Annotated in this window: 11 protein-coding genes and 2 pseudogenes; 4 read left to right on the top strand and 9 right to left on the bottom strand. The window is 67.0% G+C overall.

The features are described from left to right. On the bottom strand, window positions 1-424 hold a 424-nt coding region (locus AC1DKD_RS27330; protein WP_477143926.1), incomplete at its 3' end, for a GDSL-type esterase/lipase family protein. Here AC1DKD_RS27330 and AC1DKD_RS27325 point away from each other — a divergent pair. Continuing rightward, window positions 423-1,121, top strand: coding sequence for an ABC transporter ATP-binding protein (locus AC1DKD_RS27325; protein ID WP_045237779.1), 699 nt, complete (start codon window positions 423-425; stop codon window positions 1,119-1,121). The genes AC1DKD_RS27330 and AC1DKD_RS27325 overlap by 2 nt on opposite strands. A gap of 14 nt (window positions 1,122-1,135) precedes the next feature. Here the strand turns inward: AC1DKD_RS27325 and pgi are convergent, their stop codons facing one another. The 8 genes from pgi to AC1DKD_RS27285 form a co-directional block, all read right to left on the bottom strand. Continuing rightward, window positions 1,136-2,782 (bottom strand): glucose-6-phosphate isomerase, encoded by a 1,647-nt coding sequence (pgi, locus tag AC1DKD_RS27320; protein ID WP_477103194.1) that lies wholly within the window; start codon window positions 2,780-2,782, stop codon window positions 1,136-1,138. Window positions 2,783-3,018: 236 nt separating this feature from the next. Further along, complete coding sequence (locus tag AC1DKD_RS27315; RefSeq protein ID WP_441634876.1) at window positions 3,019-3,990, bottom strand: DMT family transporter; 972 nt, start codon at window positions 3,988-3,990, stop codon at window positions 3,019-3,021. After that, window positions 3,987-5,621 (bottom strand): NAD(P)H-hydrate dehydratase, encoded by a 1,635-nt coding sequence (locus AC1DKD_RS27310; protein ID WP_477111190.1) that lies wholly within the window; start codon window positions 5,619-5,621, stop codon window positions 3,987-3,989. The genes AC1DKD_RS27315 and AC1DKD_RS27310 overlap by 4 nt, the downstream gene beginning before the upstream one ends. A gap of 2 nt (window positions 5,622-5,623) precedes the next feature. After that, a complete protein-coding gene (locus AC1DKD_RS27305) occupies window positions 5,624-6,904 on the bottom strand; it encodes a D-amino acid dehydrogenase (protein ID WP_477111191.1) in 1,281 nt (426 codons plus the stop codon). A 41-nt stretch (window positions 6,905-6,945) separates the two neighbouring features. Further along, entirely contained in the window at window positions 6,946-8,256 is a 1,311-nt protein-coding gene (locus AC1DKD_RS27300) for a TRAP transporter large permease (RefSeq protein WP_477143925.1), read from the bottom strand. Continuing rightward, on the bottom strand, window positions 8,256-8,807 hold the full coding sequence (locus tag AC1DKD_RS27295) for a TRAP transporter small permease subunit (protein ID WP_276291272.1): 552 nt from the start codon (window positions 8,805-8,807) through the stop codon (window positions 8,256-8,258). The genes AC1DKD_RS27300 and AC1DKD_RS27295 overlap by 1 nt, the downstream gene beginning before the upstream one ends. 120 nt (window positions 8,808-8,927) lie before the next feature. Continuing rightward, entirely contained in the window at window positions 8,928-9,890 is a 963-nt protein-coding gene (locus tag AC1DKD_RS27290; RefSeq protein ID WP_441634113.1) for a TRAP transporter substrate-binding protein, read from the bottom strand. A gap of 154 nt (window positions 9,891-10,044) precedes the next feature. After that, on the bottom strand, window positions 10,045-11,388 hold the full coding sequence (locus tag AC1DKD_RS27285) for an amidase (RefSeq protein ID WP_477111192.1): 1,344 nt from the start codon (window positions 11,386-11,388) through the stop codon (window positions 10,045-10,047). 306 nt (window positions 11,389-11,694) lie between these two features. On the opposite strand from AC1DKD_RS27285, the gene AC1DKD_RS27280 reads away from it, so the two are divergent. From AC1DKD_RS27280 to AC1DKD_RS27270, 3 genes and pseudogenes are all read left to right on the top strand, one after another. Beyond that, window positions 11,695-12,297: a winged helix DNA-binding protein gene (locus tag AC1DKD_RS27280; RefSeq protein ID WP_045237773.1), complete on the top strand. Its 603-nt coding sequence runs from the start codon at window positions 11,695-11,697 to the stop codon at window positions 12,295-12,297. 126 nt (window positions 12,298-12,423) lie between these two features. Beyond that, a pseudogene (locus AC1DKD_RS27275) lies at window positions 12,424-15,924 on the top strand (hydantoinase B/oxoprolinase family protein); the annotation flags it as partial. 225 nt (window positions 15,925-16,149) lie between these two features. Continuing rightward, window positions 16,150-17,797: pseudogene (locus tag AC1DKD_RS27270) on the top strand (hypothetical protein); the annotation flags it as partial.

Raw genomic sequence — 17,797 nt, 5'->3', positions numbered from 1 at the left:
TCCCCACGAGCAGCACGCCGGCCTTGGCTTGCTGCGCGCTGGCGACGATGCTGCGCAGGTTGGCCTCGGTGGTCTGCAGCGGCAGGCCGCGCAAGGCATCGTTGGCGCCCAGTTCGACGATGACCACCGCAGGGTGGTGCCGCGCCAGCAGGTCGGGCAGGCGTGTCTTGCCGCCTACCGTGGTCTCGCCGCTGATGCTGGCATTCACGACGCTATAATCGAAACGCTCCGCCCGCAACCGCGTCTCCAGCAGCTTGACCCAGCCGGCATCGCGCGCGATGCCGTATTCCGCGGACAGGCTGTCGCCCAGCACCAGGATGGCGGGCGCTGCCGCCCGGGCCATCGGCGCCGCCGCAGGCAGCAGCGTGGCCGTGCATACCGCCAGCGCCAGCTTTCGCCAACCGCACCAGAACTTCTTGCTCATGTCTTCATCCATTCTTGCAGTCGAGTCATTAGGAAAGACCGTAGCCGACACGACGGGTTCGCTGACGATTTTGCATGACGTCACGTTTTCCGTCACGCCCGGCGAAACGCTGGCCATTGTCGGCGCATCCGGCTCGGGCAAGTCAACCCTGCTTGGCTTGCTGGCGGGCCTGGACCTGCCTACCACGGGCACCGTCAGGCTCAATGGCCAGGACCTGTTCCAGCTCGACGAAGACCAGCGCGCCGCGCAGCGCGGGCGCCATGTGGGCTTTGTGTTCCAGTCTTTCCAGCTGGTCGGGCACCTGAATGCCCTGGAGAACGTGATGCTGCCGCTGGAGTTGCGCGGCGAAACCGCCGGTGTCCGCGAGCGCGCCGCCGACATGCTTGCGCGGGTAGGACTGGGCGGGCGCCTGTCCCACTATCCGCGCACGCTCTCCGGCGGCGAGCAGCARCGCGTGGCGCTGGCGCGCGCCTTTGTGGCGCGTCCCGATATCCTCTTTGCCGACGAGCCTACCGGCAGTCTCGACACGGCTACCGGCGAGGCCGTGATTGCGTTGATGTTCGAGCTCAATCGCGATGCCGGCTCAACGCTGGTGCTGGTCACGCACGATCGCTCCGTGGCAGCCCGCTGCGGGCGCATCCTGACCATCGACGCCGGCCGCGTGGCCAGCGACGAATGGATGACGGCCCCCGTGTAGGCGCTGGGCCAGCGTCAGGCGTTGCCCAGTGCCGCCCGCGCCCGCGCGATCAGGGCGCTGGTGGAGGCATCGTGCGCAGGCTCCTGGCCACTGGCGGCCGCGTTGGCCTCGCCAGTGAGCTCGCACTCGATCGGCTTGGCCAGGATCTTGCCCAGTTCCACGCCCCATTGGTCGAATGAATTGATGTTCCACACCACGCCCTGCACAAAGGTGCGGTGCTCATAAAGCGCGATCAGCGCGCCGAGCGTGTGTGGCGTGACGTCTTCCATCAGCAGCGTGTTGCTTGGGCGATTGCCCTCGAACACCATGTGGGCGATGCGGATTTCATCGCTCAGGCCGCTCGCGCGCAGTTCCTCCGCGGTGCGCCCGCGCATGAGCGCCTCGGCCTGGGCAAAGCAATTGGCAAGCAGCTTGGCATGATGGCCGGGCAGGACGCGCGGGGGCCGCAGCGGAGCCACGAAATCCACCGGCACGATCTGCGAGCCCTGGTGGATCAGCTGGAAATAAGCATGCTGGCCGTTGGTGCCGGCGGAGCCCCAGACCACCGGCGCGGTATGGGCGCGCACGTGCCGGCCATCGAGCTGGACGGATTTGCCGTTGCTCTCCATTTCCAGTTGCTGCAGGAAGGCGGGAAACAATTCGAGCGAGGTCGAATACGGTGCCATGCAACTGGTCGGCATGCCGAAGAAATTGCGGTACCAGATGCCGATCATGCCCAGCACGACCGGCATGTTCCGCTCCAGCGGCGCACTGCTGAAATGCTCGTCCATGGCGCGGCCGCCGGCCAGCAGGTCGGCGAAGGCATCGAAGCCCACCGCCAGTGCGATCGACAGCCCGACCGAGGACCACAGCGAGAAGCGTCCGCCGATCCAGTCCCAGAATTCGAACATATGCGCGGGGTCGATGCCGAAAGCGCGCACCGCCTCCACGTTGGTGGATACGGCGGCGAAATGGCTGGCCAGCTGGTTCCTGGCCACGCCCCTGTCAAGGAACCACTGGCGCGCGCTACAGGCGTTGGCCATGGTTTCCAGCGTGGTGAAGGTCTTCGAGCAGACAATCACCAGGGTCTGCTCAGGGTCGAGCCGATCCAGGGTCTCGGCCAGTTCGGTGCCGTCCACATTGGAGACGAAATGCATGCGCGGCCCGTTGCCCGCCAGGTGGGAGAGCGCGCGGCACACCATGCGCGGGCCGAGGTCCGAGCCGCCGATGCCGATATTGATGACGTCCGTGATGCGCTTGCCCGTGGCGCCGGTCCAGTCGCCGCTGCGCACGCGTTCCGAGAACACCCGCATGCGGTTCAGTACGTCGTGGATGGCGGGCATCACCGGCTTGCCATCCACCTTGAAGCTTGCGTCGGGACCGGCGCGCAACGCAATGTGCAGCACCGCGCGGTCCTCGGTGGCATTGATGTGGTCGCCCGCGAACATGGCATCCCGGCGCTTGGGTACGCCGGCTTCGTCCGCCAGCTGCATCAGCAATGCCACGGTCTGTGGCGTAATGCGGTTTTTCGAGTAGTCGAGATACAGGCCTGCGGCTTCCAGCGAGAACTGCTTGACGCGCTGGCTGGCGGCGCCGTCGGCGAACCACTCGCGCATCGGCGTCTCGCGAATGGCGTCGTGATGTTGCAGGAGAGAGTGCCAGGCGTGTAGGTCTGTGGGCATGCGTGCGTAATTCTTGAAGGCCAGCGCGGAAGTACCGTTCTAAGCTAGGTTTCAGCCATATTTTATTGTTCCCGGGCAGGCCGTTTGGCGGGCCTGGTCCGGCCGTCGGGAGCGGCTTAAGTATAACGCGCACTTTTGGCGCGACTTTAGGATTTGGCAGCAAAGCACAGCATTCATGCCATTAGCGGAAACAATAGCAGGGCGAATCCTTTCCGGCTATCGGTGGTGTTCTGACATCAGCCCGGGCGGCCAAGCCGGCGGGCGACCGCGCGCAATGCCGATTCCCCTCCCGCCACACACACGCCGCCGGCGCAGATCACCGCCACGCCCAGCGCCGTGATCCAGTCCGGCAACTGGCCGAATGCCAGGTAGCCGATCGTCGTGGCCGACAGGATCTGCAAATAGAGAAAGGGGCTGAGAAACGAGGCATCGGCATACTGGAACGCCCGGATCACAAAATAATGTCCAACCGAACCGGTGATGCCGGTGCTCACCAGCAGCACCGCTTGCAGGGGCGTGGGCACCGCGTGGAACCAGAAAAAGGGCACCAGCAGCGTGGTCAGGGCGGCGCCGGTGACGCCACTCTGGATCAGGGTGGTCATGGGGGCGTCGTGCGCGGCGATGCGTCGCGTCAGCATCTGCATCAGCGCGAACACCAGCGCGGACAGCAGGCCCAGCGCAATACCCGCCCCGCTCAGCTCGCCGCCCGGCCGCACCACGATCAGCATGCCGGCGAAGCCGATCGCCACGCCACTCCAGCGGCTGACGCGCGCATGCCGTCCCGGCCGCTCGCCGAGCAGCCAGGGCGACAGCGCCACCACGAAGAGCGGGGCACAGAAATTGAGCGCGGTGGCCTCGGCCAGCGGCATCAGCTTGAGCACGCTGAAGAACACCAGGGTCGAAACCAGCATCAGCCCGCCGCGCAGCCATTGCAGGCCGGGCTTTACCGGACGCCATTGCTGGCGGAAGCGCGCCGGCCCTAGCAGCAGGAAGATGGCGATCACATGGCCGACATAGCGCACCCAGGCTACCGCTGCCACCGGCAGGCCTTGCTGCGTCAACGTCTTGCTGCTGGCGTCCAGCAGGCTGAGGATCCACTGGCCGAGCACCAGCAGGGCAATGCCGGTGAGCAACTGGCGCCGGGCCGGCGAAGTGGCTGTCGCGCTTGCGGCGGACAGCCGGGTAACGCTGTCGGTGGCCTTGTTCATGAGCCGCGCGGATCTCGCAGCAAGGCATTGAACAGGCTGCGCATCGGCGTGTAGAGCTCGCTGGCGGTGAGTCCGGCGGGGCCTGTGCCGTGAGCCACAAGTTGGTCGGCGGCGCGTCCGTGCAGCCAGACCGCCGCCTGCGCCGCTTGTAGCGCCGGCATGCCCTGGGCGAGCAGGGCGCCGATCATGCCGGCCAGCACGTCGCCGGTGCCGGCAGTCGCTAGCCCGGCGTTGCCGGTCGGGTTGACCGACAGCGCTACGTTGCCGCTGGCGTCCGGTGGCGCCGCGATCACTGTGCCGGAGCCTTTGAGCACGATCACGGCCTGCCATTGCGTGGCCAGCAAGCGTGCCGCCGCCAGGCGGTCGCGCTGGATTTCCGCCACGCCGAGGCCGGCCAGCCGGGCGGCTTCGAGCGGGTGGGGTGTCATCACGCGCACCAGCGGGCTGCCCTCCAGCATGGCAGCCAGCGCGGCATCCGAGGCGAGCAGGTTCAGCGCGTCGGCGTCCAGTACCAGGGCGGGCAACTCGGCGGCGCAGGCGCTGCCGTGCAGCAGTTGCGCGAACTGCTCGCGTGCCGCCGTGCCGGTGCCCATGCCCGGGCCGACCACCAGCGCGGACATGGCAGACAGCGCGATCTCCGCGATCGGGTGCAGCATCAGTTCCGGTTGCACGGGGTCTAGCAGCGGCGCGGGCTGCGCCAGGAAGCCGATGTGCACGCGCCCGGCGCCAAGGTGCAGCGCGGCGCGCGCGCCGAGCAGCGGCGCGCCGGTCATGCCGATGCCGCCGCCGATCACGGCGAGCGAGCCGAACGTGCCCTTGTTGGTGGCATGGCGGCGCGCGGGCAGTGCCCTGGCGAACGAAGCCGGCACGTTGACCGTGGCGCAGGCCGGCTGGGCCGGGGGGTAGGGCAGGCCCAGCGGGGCGATATCGACTTCACCCGCGCAATCGCGTCCATCGAGCGTCAGCAGGCCCGGCTTGGCCGCAATGAAGGTCAGCGTGCGGCAGGCGCGGACCGCCGGCGCGCCGCCGCCGGTATCGGCGAACAGCCCGCTCGGGATGTCGAGCGCGAACACCGGCAACTCTGAGTCCGCCAGATGCGCGATCCACTGCGCCATAAAGCCATCGGCGGCACGGTTCAGGCCGATGCCGAGCAGTCCGTCGACCAGCGCGCGGGTATCCCCGGGAATCGCAGGCAGGGTGCCGTGGCAGGCCGTCTCCGGCAGCGCGCGCAGCGTGACGCCCGCCGCGCGCGCCTCGAGCCAGGCGCGGCCGGCGTCGGCGGGCAGGCGATCGGGCTCGGCGGTCAGCCACACCTGGACCTGGCGCCCGGCCTGGTGCAGACGGGTGGCGGCCACCAATGCGTCGCCGCCGTTGTTGCCGGGTCCGGCCAGCAACAGCAGCGGGCCAGCCGGGGCATGGTGTGCCAGCCAGGCGGCCGCGGTATTTCCTGCCCGCGTCATCAGTTCGAAGGCGGGCAGGCTGGCCATGGCGGTGGCTTCGACCTGGCGGATGGCCGCCACGCCGTAAAGCGGGATCTCGCTGGCGCTGGCGGTGTCCAGGGGCAGCCAGGCGTCGGTGGGCAGTACCGTGGCTGGCGCGTGCGTGGGCGGGATCTGGGTAGGGGTTTGCATGGTCAGCGCGGGCCTAAGCCATAGCGGGCGGGGGTCAGGCCGTCCAGGTCGATGCCGGGGTGGTTGCCCGCGATCAGGTCGGCGGCGATGCGGCCGGAGCCGCATGCCATGGCCCAGCCCGTGGAGCCGTGACCCAGGTTGAGAAAAAGGCCGGGCACGGCGGTGGCGCCAATCAGCGGCGGGCCGTCAGGCAGCATGGGGCGGGCGCCGGCCCATAGCGTGGCGTTGTCATAGTGGCCGGCGACGGGAAACCAGTCGCGCGCCACCTTGAGCAAGGTGTTGATGGCGGCGGGGCGCAGGTCGAGCTTGCGCGAGCCGAGTTCGGCGGTGCCGGCAATCCGCATGCGGTTGCCCATGCGCGTGACGGCCACCTTGTACGACTCGTCCATCAGCGCGGCCAGCGGCGCCTGCAGTTCGTCGCTGACCTGCACCGTGGCGGAGTAGCCTTTGACCGGGTAGAGCGGGATGCGCAGGCCAAGCGGGCGCAGCAAGGCGGCGCTGGCGACGCCGGCGCTCACCAGTACGCGATCGGCGGTGCGTGTTTCGCGCGTGGCGCCGGCAGCGCCGGCGCGCAGGTCCAGCGCGAGCTTGCCGCCCGGCAGCGGCCGCAGCGCACAGGCGTGGCTGTCCATGACGAAGCGCACGCCGGCGGCTTCCGCCAGCATGCGCAGCCGGCGCACGAACATCGGGCAGTTGCCGGATTCGTCCTCGGGCAGGTGCAGCCCGCCGGCCAGCGGCGTGTCGGTGGTGAGGCCGGGCTCGATGCCCCGGCAGCCAGCGGCATCGACCAGCCGGTGCGGCACCTTGTGCTCGCGCAGCAAGGCCAGCGCCGGTTCGGCCAGGCTCCGGTCGCGCTCGGTGCGGAACAGTTGCAGGTAGCCTTGCGACTGCTCGTAGTCGATCTCCAGCTGGCTGCGCAGCGTGTGCAGGCATTCCCGGCTGTAGAAGGCCAGGCGCTGCATGCGCAGCTTGTTGACACGGTAGCGCTCCAGCGTGCATTCGCCCAGCCAGCGCGCGATCCAGCGCCACATGGCCGGATCGGCGCTGGGCCGGAACAGCACGGGCGAGGTGCTGGCAAAGAGGTTGCGCAGCACCTTGCCCGGCATGCCGGGCGCGGCCCACGGGGTAACGTAGCCGGGCGCGATCACGCCGGCATTGCCGAAGCTGGATTCCTGCGCCGGCGCGGCGCGCCGTTCGACCACGGTCACTTCGAAGCCGGCTTCGCGCAGGTACCAGGCGGAGCAGACGCCGATCACGCCGGCGCCGATCACGATCACATGCATGGCACTCCGTTGAGGGCCGGACCGGCCCTCGCTGTCGATGGCTACTTCAACTCTTTTTGCATGACCACGTCGGGCAGCCAGGTGACGATTTCCGGCCACACGGTGACGATGGCGATCGCCACCACCATCATCATGAAGAATGGCAGCGACACCCGGGCTATGTAGTTGCTGTCCTTGCCTGYCATGCTCTGCAGCACGAACAGGTTGAACCCCACCGGCGGCGTCACTTCGGCGATTTCCACCAGCAGCACGATGAATATCCCGAACCATACCAGATCGAAACCCGCCGCCTGCACCATCGGCAGCACCGTGGCGGTGGTCAGCGCGATCATGGAAATGCCGTCGAGCGCGGTCCCCAGCAGGATATAGATCACCGTCAGCACGGCGATCAGCGCCCATGGCGACAGGTGCATCGCGGCCACCCATTCCGCCAGCGCGCGCGGGATGCCCGTGAAGCTCATGGTCACCGACAGGAAGGAGGTGGCGCCCAGGACGAACATGATCATCGCGGTCAGCCGGGTGGCCGACATCAGGCTCTCCCAGAAGGCCTTGCGCGTCAGCGATCCGCCCACCCACGCCAGCGCCAGCGAAGCCACCACGCCGTATGCCGCGGCTTCCGTGGCGGTGGAGTAGCCGGTGATCATGATCCAGGTGATAAAGGCGATGAGCACGATGCAGGGCATCAGCTGGCGGATCGAGGCGAGCCGCGAGCGCCAGTCGAAGCGTTCCGCCTGCGGCGTCTTGTCCGGGTTCGAGAGCGCCCACACCACGATATAGCCGGAGAACAGCAGCATCAGCAGCAGGCCGGGCAGGAAGCCGGCCAGGAACACGCGGATGATCGACACATCGGCCGAGACCGCATAGACCACCATGGTGATCGAAGGCGGAATCAGGATGCCGAGCGTGCCGGCGCACGACAGCGAGCCCAGCGTGACGCGCTCGTCGTAGCCGCGCCGTGTCAGTTCGGGCAGCGCGGATTTGGCGATGGTGGCGCAGGTGGCGGCCGACGAGCCCGACACGGAGCCGAAGATGCCGCACCCCAGGATGTTGACGTGCATCAGCCGCCCCGGCAGCCAGTTCAGCCAGGGCGACAGCCCGTTGAACATCTGCTCGGACAGCTTGGTGCGGAAGAGTATCTCGCCCATCCAGACAAAGAGCGGCAGCGATGCCAGCGTATAGGAAGCGCTGGACGACCACCAGGCATTGGCCAGATTGACCAGCGCATCGCGGTCGGCGAAGACCACCAGCCCCACCCAGGAGGTGACGGCGATGGCAACCGGAATCCACGCGCCGATGACCAGGAAGACGATCATCACCACCAGCAGGATCAGGGAAATCAGGACGGTGCTCATCAGACGGTCTCCCCGAAATCGCCGGCGGCCAGCTTGGCTTCCTGCGCCAGCTGGTAGCGCGGCTTTTGCCGGCGCGCCACGCGCTGCAGTTCGTCGAGCACTGCCAGCATGAAGCCGGCACAGCCCAGCACCGCGAAGCTCTGCGGAATCCACAGCGGCACCACGATCTGGCCCTGCGAGACATCGCCGATCTCCCAGCTCTGCCAGGCGAAGGAGAACAAGGCCCAGGTGGCATAGGCGGCGAACACCGCGCAGATGACCAGCGAGACCAGTTCGAGCCACCAGCGCATGCGCGGTTTGACGGCCTCCAGCAACATTTCCACGCGCACGATGCCGCCATGCTGGAAGGTCTGGCCAAGGACGAGGAAGGCGGAAGCGGCGCACAGCCACGCAACGATGTCGTCGCCGCCCTTGAAGATGATGGTGGTCTCGCGCGAGAACGACATCAGGATCATGATGATGCAGACCCCGAGAATGCATAGCGCGCCGAGCACGGCGAACAGGTCAAGCAGCCGGTCCAGCCAGCGCTTGTTGACGGAAGGAGCTTCCATGGCGAGAGGGGAGGGAGAATGCGGTGAAAAAAGGGCGCGGGATGCTGCGGCAGCAGTGGCCGTGGCGGCAGGCAGTGCCGCCGCGGCCGGATACGGATCGCTTGTTTCTCGCTACTTCGCTTACTTCTTGTAGGCGTCGAGAATGGCCTTGCCGTCGTCGCCGGCGCCCTTGGCCCATTCGTCCACCATCACCTGGCCAACTTTCTGCATGTCCTGCTTGAGCTGGGGCGAGGGCGGCTGCACCGTCATGCCGTTCTTGCCGAGCACGGCCAGGTACTCACGCGTTTTCTGCTCCGATACCTGCCAGCCGCGCTTCTCGGCCTCGGCAACGGTCTTGAGCAGGGCGTCCTGGGTCGGCTTGTCCAGCGCGGCGAAAGACTTCTTGCTGACCACCAGCATGTTCTTGGGCAGCCAGGCATCGACGGTGTAGAAGTACTTCACGCTCTCCCACACCTTGGTGTCGACGCCGGTGGCGCCCGAGGACATGAAGGAGTTCACAGTGCCCGTCGCCAGCGCCTGGGCGAGGTCGGCGGCCTGGATCGTCACCGGCTGCGCGCCCACGAGCTCGGCGATCTTGGAGGTGGCGGGGTTATAGGCGCGCCACTTCAGGCCCTTCATGTCGCCCGCGTTGTTGAGCGGCTTGTTGGCGTAGATGCCTTGCGGCGGCCAGGCCACCGCGTACAGCAGTTTCAGGCCTTGCTTGTCGAGCACCTTGTCGGTGACAGCGCGCGAGGCCTGCCACAGCTTGTAGGAGTCCTGGTAGCTGGTGGCCAGGAAGGGCACCGCATCCACGCCGAACACCGGGTTCTCGTTGGCCAGCAGCGACATCAGGATCTCGCCCATCTGGACCTGGCCGGTCTGCACGCCGCGCTTGATCTCGTTGGCCTTGAGCAGCGAACCGTTGGGGTGGATCACGATCTTCAGCTTGCCGCCGGTGGCCTTCTCCACGTCGCTGGCCATTTGCTGCAGGTTCTCGGTGTGCAGGTTGCTGACCGGGTAGCCGGTCGGCAGGTCCCATTTGGTCTCGGCTTGCGCGGCGGACATCATGACGGAGGAGGTGGCAAGCACCCCGCCCAGCAGCATGTACTTCAGTGTTGCCTTCCCTTGCATCGATCTCTCCTGGTTGATCGTTTTGGCTGATACGTCTTTGTCTGTCTTTGACTTTTGTTTCTTATCTTTGCTGCCCGTGCAACCTGGCTCATGGATTGCACGGCGGTGTGCGGCTTGGCCCGGCGCCTCAGGCGGCCGGCTTGACGATGGATTCCAATGCAATTGCCGTGCCCAGCAGTTGCGCGTCGCGCAGCGCACCGTGCGAGAGCATCAGGCCGACCGGCAATTCGTCGGGCTGGTGGCAGGGCAGCGAGATCGAACAGCCGTCAAGGAAGTTGAAGGCCGAGGTATTGCGCAGCAGCAGGGCATTGGTGCGGAAGAACAGGGCATCGTCCGCCACCAGCGGGGCGATCGGCGGCGCCACCATCGGCACGGTGGGGCAGGCCACGGCGTCGAAGCCGCCGATGCGCGCCGCAACCCGCGCGATCCAGTCGGCGCGGGCGCGCATAAGGTCGACATAGTCGGCTGCGCCCATGCTGGCGCCGCGGTCGATGCGCGAGGCTACGCGGGGGTCGTATTGCTCGCGCCGGGTGGCCAGCGCGTGGCGGTGGATGGCATAGGCCTCGGCGGCGGTGAAGCCGCCCGCGGCGTTGATGGCGGGCAGTTCGGTCAGTTCGGGCAGGTCGATGTGCTCGATCTGCACGCCGGCCGCGGACAACCGGCCCAGGGCACGGTCGAAGGCGCGCGCCACGACGGGGTCGAGGTCGTCCAGCAGGTACTGGCGCGGGATGGCCAGGCGAATGCCGGCCGCGGCCTTGATGGCCGGGATGACAGCCTCGTCGGCGATCACGCTGTCCACCAGGACGCAGTCATGCACCGTGCGCGCCATGGCGCAGGCGGTATCCAGGGTGTAAGACAGCGGGAAGGCGCCGTCCAGCGGCACGCGGCGGGCAGTGGGCTTGAAGCCGGCCAGGCCGCACAGGGCCGCAGGGATGCGGATGGAACCGCCGGTATCGCTGCCCAGCCCGGCCACTGCCAGGCCCAGCGCCACGGAGACGGCGGCGCCGGAGGACGACCCGCCGGGAATACGTGCCACCTGCGCATCCGCCGGGTTCACGGGCGTGCCGAAATGCGGGTTGATGCCCACGCCGGAGAAGGCGAACTCCGTCATGTTGGTGCGGCCCACCAGGGCCGCGCCGCTGTCGCGCAGCCGGCGCACCACCGTGGCATCGGCCGTGGCTGCCGCCGCGTCGCTGCGTACCGGTGAGCCGGCGTGCGTGGCTTCGCCGGCGATATTGAACAGGTCCTTGACCGAGACCGGCAGGCCCGCCAGGGGATGCAGGGGCTTGCCGGCCAGGCTGGCGGCGTCGGCCGCCCGCGCTACCTGCGCCGCGGCGTCGAAGGTGGTGCGCAGGAAGACGGCATTGGCCGCCGGCGCCTGCGCAAGCTGCTCCGCTTCAGCGATCACGTCGGCCCGCGAAGTCGCGCCATCGCGAAGTTTTGTCTGTAATGTATGGATATCCGTGGACATTGGGCTCGCGCTCAATCGCGCTCAGGAGGGTTCGGATCGAGTCTATCCAGTGCATTCGCACCGCGCAACCAGCCCGTTGCCGGGCGCGAGAAGGTCCCTGGGATAGTGCGTGAATCGCTTTCTCCGCCCTGTTTTCGTGCAGAATCCACGGTGACATCCCCGATGTTTTGCTTGGATTTATTTTGTGTTTATCCTCATAATTTGTTAATAAACTGTCAAGCCAAATATGGTGGCGGCGGCATCGGGGATATACCTAGTCATCCTTGTCATACCGTCCAGGCACCAACCCACGAAAGGAGTGAAGACATGGCGCGTAAGCCAGCATCCGAGCCAGCCCGGGCCGACGACGACGGCAGCGGGAACGAGGCGTCCGCGCGGTCCGCGGCCAGCGCGTTTGCGCGATCGTCCGGGCCGAATATCGTGTCGTCTTCGCACCTGGTGTCCGAGCGCAGCCCGGAACTGTCCGAGTTCGAGTTCGGCCTGAACACGGCCTACAACGCCTATAGCCGCTGGGTGGTGCGCTGCATGGGCGCCTCCGGCGTGCGCGACCTGACTTTCCTGGATGTGCTGGTGCTCCACCATGTCAACCACCGCGCGCGTCCCAAGCGGCTGGCCGATATCTGCTTTGTGCTCAATGTGGAGGACACCCACCTCGTCACCTACGCGCTCAAGAAGCTGCAGGGCCTGGCGCTGGTGGAGGGCGAGCGGGTCGGCAAGGAAGCCACCTACATCACCACGCCAGCCGGCACGGAAGCCTGCGCGCGCTACCGCGAGATCCGGGAGCAGTGCCTGACCAGCAATTTCTCCGCGGGCAGCGCGGAGAACGCCGAGATCGGCGAGCTGGCACGACTGCTGCGTGTGCTGACCGGCCTGTACGAGCAGGCCGCGCGCTCGGCCACGTCGCTGTAACCGCCCTTGCCGATGCAGCGGCGACTTCCGTAGCGGCCCGGGGCCGGGCTGCTACGGGAATCGCTTGCCTGACGTTCCAGGTTTTTCCCCGACATTGCCATCACACCGCTGCAAGGAATCTCCCATATGTCGCTGCCATTCTCCGCCGCCAATGTCTCGGATCGCCGCCGCTGGCAATTCTGGATCGACCGCGGCGGCACCTTTACCGATGTGGTCGGGCTCAGGCCGGACGGTACGGTGGTCACGCACAAGCTGCTGTCCGAGAATCCGGAGCAATACAGCGACGCCGCCGTGGCCGGCATCCGCCACCTGCTCGGGCTGGCGGCCGACGAGCCAGTCACGCCGGCGCAGGTGGAGGTGGTGAAGATGGGCACCACGGTGGCGACCAATGCCTTGCTGGAACGCAAGGGCGAGCCGGTGGCGCTGTTCATCACGCGCGGTTTCCGGGACGCGCTGCGCATCGCCTACCAGAACCGGCCCCGGCTGTTCGACCTGAATATCGTGCTGCCGGAGCTGCTCTACCGCGAAGTGGTGGAGGTGGGCGAACGCCTGGACGCGCGGGGCGAAACGGTGACGCCGCTCGACGAGGCATCGCTGCGCGCCGATATGCGGCGCGTGTTCGACAGCGGCATCCGCGCCATCGCCATCGTGTTCCTGCACGGCTACCGGCAAGCGGCGCACGAGCTGGCGGCGGCGCGGATCGCGCGGCAGACCGGCTTCACGCAGATTTCCGTGTCGCACCAGGTGTCGCCGCTGATGAAGCTGGTCTCGCGGGGCGATACCACGGTGGTGGATGCCTACCTGTCGCCGATCCTGCGCCGCTACGTGGAACAGGTGGAGCAGCAGATGCCGGGTGTGCGGCTGCAATTCATGCAGAGCAGCGGCGGCCTGACCGATGCGCACCGCTTCCAGGGCAAGGACGCCATCCTGTCCGGCCCGGCCGGCGGCATCGTCGGCATGGTGCGTTCGTCGCAGAGCGCCGGTTTCGGGCGCATCATCGGCTTCGACATGGGCGGCACGTCCACCGATGTCTCGCATTTCAACGGCAGCCATCCCAACGATTTCGAGCGCGTGTTCGAAACCAGCGTGGCGGGCGTGCGCATGCGCGCGCCCATGATGAGCATCCACACGGTGGCCGCGGGCGGGGGCTCCATCCTGCATTTCGACGGCAGCCGCTTCCGCGTCGGCCCGGATTCCGCCGGCGCCAATCCCGGGCCGGCGAGCTACCGGCGCGGCGGCCCGCTGGCGGTGACCGACTGCAACGTCATGCTCGGCAAGATCCAGCCGGGCCATTTCCCCGCGGTGTTCGGCCCGCGCGCCGATGCGGCGCTGGATCGCGATGTGGTGGTGGCGAAGTTCGATGCGCTGGCGCAAGCCGTGTCAGCCGCCACCGGCGATGCGCGCAGCGCCGAGCAGGTGGCCGAGGGCTTCATCGAGATCGCCGTGGGCAATATGGCCAATGCGATCAAGCAGATATCGGTGCAGCGCGGCCACGACGTGACGGGCTACACGCTGACCACCTTCGGCGGCGCGGGCGGCCAGCATGCGTGCCTGGTGGCGGACGCGCTTGGCATGCAGACCGTGTTCGTGCATCCGCTGGCCGGCGTGTTGTCGGCCTACGGCATGGGGCTGGCTGACCGCACCGCGATGCGCGAGCGGGCGGTGGAGGCGCGGCTCGACGCTGCGGCGCTGCCCGTGCTGCAGGCTGTGCTCGATACGCTGGCAGGCGAGGCGCGCCGGGAGTTGCTGGAGCAGGAGGTGGCCGAGGCGCAGATCGACGTGGTGCGCCGCGCGCACCTGCGCTATGAGGGCACGGATTCGGCGCTGGTGGTGCCATTCGGCAGTCAGGCTGCCATGCAGGCCGCGTTCGATGCGGCCTATCGGCAGCGCTATGCCTTCCTGATGCAAGGCAAGCCGCTGGTGGTGGAAGCCGTGTCGGTGGAAGCCATCGGCAGCAGCGAACCGCCCGAGGAAAAGCTGCCCGAGCCGCCGCCGCGCGCAGGCGGCCCGGTGCCGGCGGAGCAGGTGCGCATGTTCAGCGGCGGCAACTGGCACGATACCGGGCTGTTCCCGCGCGATGCGCTGCGACCCGGCGACGTGCTGCCGGGACCGGCCATCATCGCCGAGCGCAATGCCACCACGGTGGTGGAGCCCGGCTGGCAGGCCCAGCTGACCGCGCGCGACCACCTGGTGCTGACCCGCGCCGTGCCGCGTCCCCGGCGGCGCGCGATGGGCACCGACGCCGATCCGGTCATGCTGGAGGTCTTCAACAACCTGTTCATGTCGATCGCCGAGCAGATGGGCCAGCGCCTGCAGAACACGGCGTACTCGGTGAACATCAAGGAGCGGCTCGACTTCTCCTGCGCGATCTTCGATGCCGGCGGCAACCTGATCGCCAACGCCCCGCATATGCCGGTGCATCTTGGTTCGATGGGCGAGAGCATCAAGACCGTGATCGCGCGCAATGCCGGTCGCATGGCCGACGGCGATGTCTACGTGCTGAACGATCCGTACAACGGCGGCACGCACTTGCCCGACGTCACGGTGATCACGCCGGTCTTCGACGAGGCCGGCGCGGAGATTCTCTTCTACGTCGGCTCTCGCGGCCATCACGCCGATATCGGTGGCATCACGCCGGGCTCGATGCCGCCGGACTCCACGGTGGTCGAGGAGGAAGGCGTGATGATCGACAACTTCCCGCTGGTGAAGGCCGGCGTGCTTGACGATGCCGGCATGCGCGCGCTGCTGGCCGGCGCGCGCTACCCGGCCCGCAATATCGACCAGAACATGGCCGACCTGCGTGCCCAAGTGGCGGCCAACGCCAAGGGCGTGGAGGAATTGCGCAAGATGGTGGTGCAGTTCGGCCTGCCGGTGGTGCGTGCCTATATGGGGCACGTGCAGGACAACGCCGAGGAAGCCGTGCGCCGCGTCATCACCGCGCTCAAGGACGGCGCCTATCGCTATCCGCTGGACAACGGCGCCCAGATCCGGGTGCGCGTCACCGTGGACCAGGTCCGGCGCGAAGCGGTGGTGGACTTCACCGGCACGTCGGCGCAGTTGTCCAACAACTTCAATGCGCCGCGCGCGGTGTGCATGGCGGCCGTGCTCTATGTGTTCCGCACGCTGGTCAACGAGGATATCCCGCTCAATGCCGGCTGCCTCAAGCCGATCAGGGTGATCATTCCCGAGGGCTCGATGCTGAATCCGCGTTATCCGGCTTCGGTGGTATCGGGCAACGTGGAAACTTCCTCTTGCATCACCAACGCGCTTTACGGCGCGCTTGGCGTGGTGGCGGCCAGCCAGGGCACCATGAACAACTTCACCTTCGGCAACGATCGCTACCAGTATTACGAGACCATCTCGGGTGGCAGCGGCGCCGGGCAGGGCTTTAGCGGCTGCGACGTGGTGCAGACCAATATGACCAACTCGCGCCTGACCGATCCGGAGGTGCTGGAATGGCGGTTCCCGGTGCGGCTGGAAAGCTATGAGATCCGGCCGGGATCGGGTGGGGCCGGGCAGCGGCATGGCGGCAACGGTGGTATTCGCAAGGTCCGCTTCCTTGAGCCGATGACGGCGTCGATCCTGTCCAATAACCGCTTGCATGCGCCATTCGGCATGGCTGGAGGCCGTCATCCGGATTTTCAGATCCACCATTTTCGGCAACTCCGGCACTCCTGGCGACGACGCTGAAATAACCGCGTTGCAGCAATTTCCTTGACTTATCCCCAGGTCATTCCTAGGTTTATCAAGACTCCGGGGTGCAAGGCCATAGCGCGATAAATGGCCGATTCTCTTGGGCAGGGAGGGGCGGCGGTGAATCCAGGCAGCAGAGCTATCGTTCTGGTTATTGCGTTGATTGGCTCGATCGCCGTGGGCGGGTGTTCGAAACCGGAACCGGGTCACGTCCTGGACGAGGCGCAGCAGGCGGGCCGCGGCGCGGAGTCGTTCCGGCACGCCGCGGAAGACTATTTTCACGATATGGATCGTGGTGTCGCCCTGACCAGGGAAGAGATCATGGGCCGCAATATGTGGCTCGTCTGGAGTGGCGGCAACGACAGGTTCTGGGACGGCATGACGAACTTCACGTTCGGCGCCTTCGACCTGCTCAAGTCCATCAGCTCGCATCCCGGCCAGGGCTATTCGCGCGACACCCGCTGGAGCTCCCTCGGCCTGGTCAACGAGCCTTGTTTCGAAAAGCCCCTCGCGCCCGATCCGCAACGCTTCGGGCTATGGCTCGACCAACGGGTGAAGGATTGCCCGGCCGATCCGTTCGAAAACGAACAGGCCTATCCAGGGGTCAGGACCGGCGCGCGCGGCACCACTTTCTCGAACGGCGCGAAGCTCCCGGTCGGCTCCTACTACGGCTATCCCACCGGCATCGTCGGGTTGCGCCTGTTTCCCAATCCGGCTTTTGACGAGAAGGCCGCAAAGGCGTGGGATCCGCAGCGCTATTACACCGATCCGGCCTACTACAACAGAGCCGACCTGGTGCGCCCCTATCGCGTGGGCATGGCCTGCGGCTTCTGCCACGCAGGCCCCAGCCCGGTCCATCCGCCCGCGGACCCGGCGCATCCGAAATGGGCCGACCTGAGCTCCACGGTGGGCGCGCAGTATATGTGGGTGGACCGGCTCTTCATCCACAATGCATCGACGCGCGAAGGCCAGCAGAATTTCATGTTCCAACTCGTGCATACGTTCCGGCCGGGCGCCATGGATACCTCGCTGGTCTCCACGGACAACATCAACAACCCCAGGACCATGAACGCGCTCTACGACCTGATGGCGCGCATGGGCGTGGCGAAGCGGATCGGGCAGGAGAAGCTGGCCGGCGGCGAGCTGAACAACCGGCAGATCAACGACTTCGTGAAAAGCGGCGCGCTGACGCAGTTCTACGCGCCGCCCGATACGGTATGGACGCCGCACGTCCTCAAGGATGGTGCCGACTCGGTCGGGGTGCTGGGCGCCCTGAACCGGGTGTACCTGAATATCGGGCTGTTCAGCGAGGAGTGGCTGCTGCACTTCAATCCTATCCTCGGCGGCAAGTCCATCACGCCCATCGAACTTTCCGTGGCGCAGAGGAACTCGAGCTATTGGAAGGCGACGGAAGCCGGCACCTTCAATACGGCGCTGTTCCTGCTGAAATCGACCCCGCCGGACCACCTGAGCGATGCGCCGGGCGGTGCGTCATTCCTGGCGGACGTGTCGTTGCCGGCCGGCGCCGCGCTGCTTGAACAGGGCAAGAACGTGTTTGCCGATACCTGCGCACGCTGTCATTCCAGCAAGGCGCCGCCGCCGCCGGCCAGCCTGAACCTGCAGAACTGCGCGGGGCCGAACTACCTCGCGTGCTTCATGCGGTACTGGAAATGGACGCAAACGGACGAATTCAAGGCGCAGATGCGCAAGGTCGTCAATGCGCCGGACTTCCTGGAGGGCAACTATCTTTCGTCCGATGCGCGCGTTCCCGTCACGCTGCTGCGCACGAATGCATGCAGTCCGCTGG

This window comes from Cupriavidus sp. 05T313, assembly GCF_056396665.1.
The sequence above is the reverse complement of the archived record's forward strand: the minus strand, read 5'-3'. Positions and strand labels throughout refer to the sequence as shown.

Coding starts and splice junctions, on each gene's coding strand:
- AC1DKD_RS27280 (WP_045237773.1), top strand. CDS start 11,695: ATGGCGCGTAAGCCAGCATCCGAGCCAGCCCGGGCCGACGACGACGGC.
- pgi (WP_477103194.1), bottom strand. CDS start 2,782: ATGCCCACAGACCTACACGCCTGGCACTCTCTCCTGCAACATCACGAC.
- AC1DKD_RS27310 (WP_477111190.1), bottom strand. CDS start 5,621: ATGCAAACCCCTACCCAGATCCCGCCCACGCACGCGCCAGCCACGGTA.
- AC1DKD_RS27290 (WP_441634113.1), bottom strand. CDS start 9,890: ATGCTGCTGGGCGGGGTGCTTGCCACCTCCTCCGTCATGATGTCCGCC.
- AC1DKD_RS27315 (WP_441634876.1), bottom strand. CDS start 3,990: ATGAACAAGGCCACCGACAGCGTTACCCGGCTGTCCGCCGCAAGCGCG.
- AC1DKD_RS27285 (WP_477111192.1), bottom strand. CDS start 11,388: ATGTCCACGGATATCCATACATTACAGACAAAACTTCGCGATGGCGCG.
- AC1DKD_RS27305 (WP_477111191.1), bottom strand. CDS start 6,904: ATGCATGTGATCGTGATCGGCGCCGGCGTGATCGGCGTCTGCTCCGCC.
- AC1DKD_RS27295 (WP_276291272.1), bottom strand. CDS start 8,807: ATGGAAGCTCCTTCCGTCAACAAGCGCTGGCTGGACCGGCTGCTTGAC.